The 6,353-nt window shown below is 60.5% G+C and carries 6 protein-coding genes; 3 read left to right on the top strand and 3 right to left on the bottom strand.

Features of this window, described 5'->3' with window-relative positions:
* Positions 1–191 precede the first annotated feature (191 nt).
* Both IQK56_RS29520 and quiC read right to left on the bottom strand, forming a co-directional pair.
* Positions 192–857 (bottom strand): TetR/AcrR family transcriptional regulator, encoded by a 666-nt coding sequence (locus tag IQK56_RS29520; protein ID WP_099584718.1) that lies wholly within the window; start codon positions 855–857, stop codon positions 192–194.
* A gap of 80 nt (positions 858–937) precedes the next feature.
* The gene (gene quiC, locus IQK56_RS29515) at positions 938–2,839 is read right to left on the bottom strand and encodes a 3-dehydroshikimate dehydratase QuiC (protein ID WP_193862362.1); all 1,902 of its coding nucleotides are present in this window, start codon (positions 2,837–2,839) and stop codon (positions 938–940) included.
* A 222-nt stretch (positions 2,840–3,061) separates the two neighbouring features.
* Between quiC and IQK56_RS29510 the strand changes: the two genes are divergently transcribed.
* Positions 3,062–4,396 (top strand): MFS transporter, encoded by a 1,335-nt coding sequence (locus tag IQK56_RS29510; RefSeq protein WP_122310051.1) that lies wholly within the window; start codon positions 3,062–3,064, stop codon positions 4,394–4,396.
* 13 nt (positions 4,397–4,409) lie between these two features.
* Here the strand turns inward: IQK56_RS29510 and IQK56_RS29505 are convergent, their stop codons facing one another.
* Positions 4,410–5,288 (bottom strand): DMT family transporter, encoded by an 879-nt coding sequence (locus IQK56_RS29505; RefSeq protein ID WP_122310049.1) that lies wholly within the window; start codon positions 5,286–5,288, stop codon positions 4,410–4,412.
* Positions 5,289–5,487: 199 nt separating this feature from the next.
* On the opposite strand from IQK56_RS29505, the gene IQK56_RS29500 reads away from it, so the two are divergent.
* The gene (locus IQK56_RS29500) at positions 5,488–5,901 is read left to right on the top strand and encodes a membrane lipoprotein lipid attachment site-containing protein (protein WP_193862361.1); all 414 of its coding nucleotides are present in this window, start codon (positions 5,488–5,490) and stop codon (positions 5,899–5,901) included.
* 57 nt (positions 5,902–5,958) lie between these two features.
* Positions 5,959–6,353: neutral zinc metallopeptidase (locus IQK56_RS29495; RefSeq protein WP_193901940.1), on the top strand; the 395-nt coding region annotated here is incomplete at its 3' end.

Below are 6,353 nucleotides of genomic sequence, written 5' to 3'. Positions count from 1 at the left end.
GTGAAGGCATTTGAATTGTTCAGTGGCGAAGTGCCGGATGCGCAGCGGATGCTCGCGCACTTCAAGAGCATGAATACCTGAAATGTGGGAGGGGGCTTGCCCCCGATTGCGGTGGGTCAGCCACACATAAGCTGACTGATCCACTGCTATCGGGGGGCAAGCCCCCTCCCACATTTGGTTAGGCGGTGACTTCAGGCCTGAAGGTAGCGCAACACCGACTCACAGATCATCTCGCGATGCCGCTGCTTAACCACGTCATCCGACAGTTCGATCTGAAAAATCTCACTGAAAGTATGGCGGTTGGACACCCGGTAAAAGCTGAATGAGTTGATCAGCAGGTGCACGTCCAACGGTTCCAGGCCTTCACGGAACACGCCCATTTCGGCGCCCCGGCGCAGGGTCGCGCCCAACCCCTCAAGGATCTTGCTGTTCATCGCCTTGATCGTGTCGGTGCGTTTGACGTACTCGGCATTGTGGATATTTTCGATGCTGACGATCCGCACAAAGTCCACGTTCTGATCGTGGTGATCAAAGGTGAATTCCACCAGCCGCCGAATCGCCTCTCGCGGCTCCAGCTCGGTCAGGTTCATGCGCGTTTCGGTGTTGCGGATATCGCCGTAGAGCTTCTCCAGCACCTCGACGTACAACTGTTCCTTACTGCCGAAGTAGTAATAGATCATGCGTTTGGAGGTATGGATGCGCTCGGCGATGGCGTCCACGCGAGCGCCGGACAGGCCCTGTTGGACAAACTCCACGATGGCTTCCTGAAGGATGTTTTCGCGGGTCTTTTCCGGATTGTTCTTACGACTCTTGCGCGGTGCGGCTTGCACCTCGGGGAGTTCGGGACTTGAGGTCATGGTGCGCTCACGGCCATTTTTATTGTGCAGGCCGCGATTATGGGCCCCGGTGCTCCCCGAAGGAAGCACCCGACAACCCCTTATAAACGTGCCTGGCGCACCGCACCGCTACGGGACTTGGCCATCGCCGCCAGACGCACCGCCACGTTGGCCGCGCCATAGCCGGCATAGCCATTCTTGCGCTGGATGATCTCGAAGAAAAACCGTCCTTCGAAGGGTTCGGTGTACACGTGAAACAACTCACCGCCCTGGGCGTCGCGGTCGTACAGCACGTTGTAGTAAGCCAGCTCGCTGAGGAACTCGTCGTCGAAATCGAAACGTGCGGCCAGGTCGTCGTAGTAGTTGAGCGGAATATCCAGCAGCGGCACGCCGGCCTCTTTGGCACGGCGCACTTCGGCGAAAATATCCGCACAGTCGAAGGCAATGTGGTGCACTCCCGAGCCGCGATAGCTCGATAGCGCGTGGGAAATCGCGGTATTGCGGTTCTCGGAGATGTTCAGCGGCAGGCGGATCGAGCTGCAGCGGCTGCGCAAGGCGCGGCTTTTGACCAGGCCGTAAGGGTCGGGCAGCACCACTTCGTCATCGGCTTCAAAGTCCAGCAGGCTCTTGTAGAACAGTACCCAACTGTCGAGGCTGTCGGCCGGCAGGGCCATGGCCATATGGTCGATGCGCAGCAAACCGCCGGCGTCGGTCGAGGCAGTTTGTAGGTTGAAGTCGGTGTCGTACAGCCCGCCTTCGCTGGGGTCCACCAGGTAAATCAGGCTGCCATCCGGTGCGCGCACGGCCGCCAGTTCCAGCTCGTTGGGGCCGACCAGGCCGCGATAGGGTTGGCCTTTATAGGCGACCGCTCGCTCCAGGGCCTTGGCGCTGTCCTTGACCCGGATCGCCGTGGCGCACAGCGAAGGCCCATGGGCTTCGAAAAAGTTATGGGCGAAGGAATAGGGTTCGCAGTTGAGGATCAGGTTGATATCCCCCTGACGCAGCAGGCTCACGCTCTTGGAGCGGTGCTGCCCGGCCTTGACGAACCCCAGGCGCTCCAGCCAGTTAGTCAACTTGGCGCCGAGGTTTTCATCCACGGCAAATTCGAGGAACTCGATGCCGTCGTACTCACTCGCCGCCGGGGTTTCAAACAGGATATCGACCGGTGTGGCAGGCGCTTCTTCGGCCAGGCGCTGGCGGGTTTTCTCTTCCAGGTACAGCAGCGAACGCAGGCCATCGGCGGCATTCGCACGGGTTGGCGCGGCGCGGAAACCATCGTTGAAAATTTCCAGGGACAACGGCCCGGTGTAGCCACTCTTGATGATCGGTGCCAGAAAGCCCGCCAGGTCAAACTCGCCCTGACCGGGGAAGCAACGGAAATGCCGGCTCCACTCCAACACGTCCATGGCCAGGATCGGTGCGTCGGCCATTTGCACGAAGAAGATCTTGTCGCCGGGGATCTCGGCGATGGCACTTGGGTCGCCCTTGAGCGACAGGGTATGGAAGCTGTCGAGCAACACGCCCAGGCTGGGGTGATCAACCTGGCGCACCAGGTTCCACACTTGTTGCCAGGTGTTCACGTGCTTACCCCAGGCCAGCGCTTCATAACCGATGCGCAAGCCACGGTGGCCGGCGTGTTCGGCCAGCAGGCTCAGGTCATCGAGCAAAATCTGTTCATCGCCGACGCAATCGGCCGAGGCATTGCTGCACACCAGCACCAGGTCGGTGCCCAGCTCCTGCATCAGGTCGAACTTGCGCTCGGCCCGCTCCAGGTTGCGCGCCAGGCGGTCGCGGCGGCAGCCTTCAAAGTCACGAAAGGGCTGGAACAAGGTGATGGCAATGCCGAGGTCGGCGCACATCTGCCTAACTTCACGGGGGCTGCCGTCGTAATACAACAGGTCGTTCTCGAAGATCTCAACCCCGTCGAACCCGGCGGCGGCAATGGCTTCGAGCTTTTCCGGCAGGGTGCCGCTCAATGAAACGGTGGCAATGGAACGTTGCATGGACGACTCCCGGCAATTGTTGTTTGTGGCAAATTATTCGCCCCCAGCCTACACGCAGCAATTAAAATGTACGAACCGGTTAGTTTTTGGTGCGATTATCGAACACTAAGCCTCTTTGGCGAATTGACGATTTTTTAGCCACTGCGCACCATCAATCCCGCACCAACGTTTAGCAAAGACCCAGAACACACCATAAAAATTTCAAAAAACGGGTACAACCACATGCCTTCGCAAAATTCCGCCCTGGCCTCGCGCCCCGGCACCCCGCACGCCGGCATCGGCGACAAGATCCGCGGCGCCATGGCCGTCGGTAAAACTCGCTGGGGCATGTTGGCCCTGGTGTTCTTCGCCACCACCCTCAACTACATCGACCGCGCCGCCCTCGGTGTGATGCAACCGATCCTCGCCAAAGAGATGAGCTGGACGGCGATGGACTACGCCAACATCAACTTCTGGTTCCAGGTGGGCTACGCGATTGGCTTTGTGCTGCAAGGCCGCTTGATCGACAAGGTCGGCGTGAAGCGCGTGTTCTTCTGCGCGGTACTGCTCTGGAGCCTGGCCACCGGCGCCCACGGCCTGGCGACCTCGGCCGTCGGCTTTATGGTCTGCCGTTTTATCCTCGGGCTGACCGAAGCCGCCAACTACCCGGCTTGCGTCAAGACCACGCGGTTGTGGTTCCCTGCGGGTGAACGTGCAGTGGCCACCGGGATCTTCAACGCCGGCACCAACGTTGGCGCCATGATGACCCCGATGCTGCTGCCGCTGATCCTGCATGTGTGGGGCTGGCAGGCTGCCTTCCTGTGCATGGCGTCGCTGGGCGCGATCTGGCTGGTGTTCTGGGGTTTGAAGTACTACAACCCGGAAGATCATCCGAGCGTTAAACAATCCGAATTGGACTACGTGCAACGGGAAGTCGAGCCGGAACAGCCTGGCGTGCCGTTCAGCCGCATCCTGCGCATGCGCGGCACCTGGGCTTTTGCGATTGCCTACGCACTGACCGCGCCGGTGTTCTGGTTCTACCTGTATTGGCTGCCGCCGTTTTTGAACCAGCAATACAACCTGGGCATCAACGTGACCCAGATGGGCATCCCGCTGATCATCATCTACCTGACCGCCGACTTCGGCAGCGTGGGCGGGGGCATCCTGTCGTCATTCCTGATCGGACGTGGGATGAACTCGATCAAGGCGCGGCTGCTGTCGATGCTGCTGTTTGCCTGCTGCATCGTCGGCGTGATCATGGCGGCCGGTTCCAGCCAACTGTGGGTCGCGGTATTTGCCATCTCCCTGGCCATCGGCGCGCACCAGGCCTGGACCGCGAATATCTGGAGCCTGGTGATGGACTACACGCCCAAGCACATGATGAGCACCGTGTTCGGCTTCGGCGGCATGTGCGCGGCTATCGGCGGCATGTTCATGACCCAGATCGTCGGCCATATCCTCACCGTGACCAACAACAACTACACCGTGTTGTTCACCCTGATCCCGGCGATGTACTTCATTGCGCTGACCTGGATGTACTTCATGGCGCCGCGCAGGATTCCTACCGTAGACGTCTGAGCCATCCCCTGAGCTATCGACGCCGCTGCTGCCAGGCAGCGGCCAACCCGCTCATGCAGATCACCCCGATACCGACCACCGTGGTCATATCGGGGGTATGACTGAACACCAGCCAACCCAACAACCCCGCAAACACGATCTGGCAATAGCCGAACGGCGCCAGCAAGGCCGGCGCCGCAAAGCGGAACGCCTGGGTCAGCATCAGGTGCGCGGTCATCCCGCACGTGCCCAGCGCCAGCATCATCACCCCGTGCCACAACGTAGGGATCTGCCAGAAGAACGGCACCATTGCGCTCATCACCAAGGTATTGCACAGCCCGGCGAAGAAATTACTGGTGGTCGGTGTGTCGTACTGGCTGAGGATGCGTGTGAGTAACTGGTAGAAACAGAAAAACAGCGCCGAGCACAGCGGCAGCAACACCGCCGGGGTGAAGAGTTCGCCGCCGGGATGGATGATCACCAACACGCCGACAAACCCGCAGATCACCGCCAGCCACTGGCCACGCGTGACGTGCTCACCCAGCAGCGGCACCGACAGCGCGGTTACCAGGATTGGCGCGAGGAAGTTCACCGCCGTGGCTTCCGCCAAGGGGATGTAATGCAGCGCCGAGGTAAAAAACAGGCTGGTGCCCAACAGGCACAGGGCGCGCACCACCTGCATGCCCGGCCGCTTGCTGCGCAGCACGCGCAGACCCGATTGCGGCAGGAAAATCCCGGCCATCAACACGGTGTGCACCAGATAGCGCGCCCACACCACCATCACAATCGGGTAGAACCCGGCCAGGTATTTGGACAACGCATCGTGGCTGGAGAACAGGAACGTCGCCGCCACAATCAGCACGATGCCTTTGAAGGGATGGTTGACGCCGGACAGCGGGGTACTGACAGTCATGGAATTCTCTTGCGTGGCGGACGGAACACCGAGCACTGAACGAAGTAGCGCTCAACCCGGTAATCTAGCAGCCGGGTCGGAGTCTGCCCCAAGAGCATAACCAAACACCGGGCGAACAGCGCACTAAATCATGGGAATCGAGTCCAACCCTGCACGTTCGCCCCCCGTGCTGCACACTTTTTAACCAAGGCCTGCTGCTATGAAAAAAATCCTCTTTGTTCTTTCCACCCTTGCCCTGCTCACCGCCTGCAACCAGGAAGCCAAGGAAGCACCCAAACCCGCACCCGCCTCCGTGCAGGCCACCCTGGTGCCGGAGACGCCACCGACCGACAAATGGGTCGGCAAGTGGATCGGCGTTGAAGGCCTGAACCTGACCATCGCCAAGGACGACGCCATTGGCCGTGGCCACTACGTGCTCACCATGCAGTACGGCCTCGACGCCGACGACTCCGGCACCTTCAAGGGCGAAGCCTCCGAAGACGGCATCGCCTTCACCCGTCCGGACGGCCCGCAACTGCTGCGTGCCGGCGATGGTGAAGCCACCGGATTGAAATGGCTGGCAGATAAAAAAGACTGCCTGATCGTCGACACCGGCGAAGGGTATTGCCGCTAATACCGGCCATACTCAACCCACATCTTTGTAGGACCATTCATCAAGAGGATTGCCCCCATGCTATGGAAAAAAGGCCGACGCAGCGACAACGTGGTGGATGCCCGCGATGACAGTGGCGGCGGTGGTGGCGGCATGCGCTTTGGCGGCGGCAAGGGTCTGAGCCTGACGGCGATTGTGCTGATCGTCGGCATTGGCTGGCTGACCGGCCAGGACCCGATGCAGATCCTCGGCCAATTGACCGGCCAGATGGAACAGGCACCGTCGGTCAGCACGCAGTCGCGCCAGGCGCCACCGGCCAATGATGAACAGGCCGATTTCGTCCGCGCAGTGCTCGGCGATACCGAAGACACCTGGGGCCAGGTCTTCCAGGAAAACGGCCTGACCTACAAGAACCCGAAACTGATCCTGTTCCGTGGCCGGGTCAATTCCGCCTGTGGCGGTGCCACCTCGGC

Source organism: Pseudomonas cyclaminis (genome assembly GCF_015163715.1).
In the GTDB taxonomy this organism is placed as follows: domain Bacteria; phylum Pseudomonadota; class Gammaproteobacteria; order Pseudomonadales; family Pseudomonadaceae; genus Aquipseudomonas; species Aquipseudomonas cyclaminis.
Note: the sequence above shows the minus strand (reverse complement) of the source record. Positions and strands in the feature narration are given on the sequence as shown.

What these genes read in the sequence shown, in the direction of transcription:
- IQK56_RS29520 (WP_099584718.1), bottom strand. Translation starts at nt 857, where the DNA reads ATGACCTCAAGTCCCGAACTCCCCGAGGTGCAAGCCGCACCGCGCAAG.
- quiC (WP_193862362.1), bottom strand. Translation starts at nt 2,839, where the DNA reads ATGCAACGTTCCATTGCCACCGTTTCATTGAGCGGCACCCTGCCGGAA.
- IQK56_RS29510 (WP_122310051.1), top strand. Translation starts at nt 3,062, where the DNA reads ATGCCTTCGCAAAATTCCGCCCTGGCCTCGCGCCCCGGCACCCCGCAC.
- IQK56_RS29505 (WP_122310049.1), bottom strand. Translation starts at nt 5,288, where the DNA reads ATGACTGTCAGTACCCCGCTGTCCGGCGTCAACCATCCCTTCAAAGGC.
- IQK56_RS29500 (WP_193862361.1), top strand. Translation starts at nt 5,488, where the DNA reads ATGAAAAAAATCCTCTTTGTTCTTTCCACCCTTGCCCTGCTCACCGCC.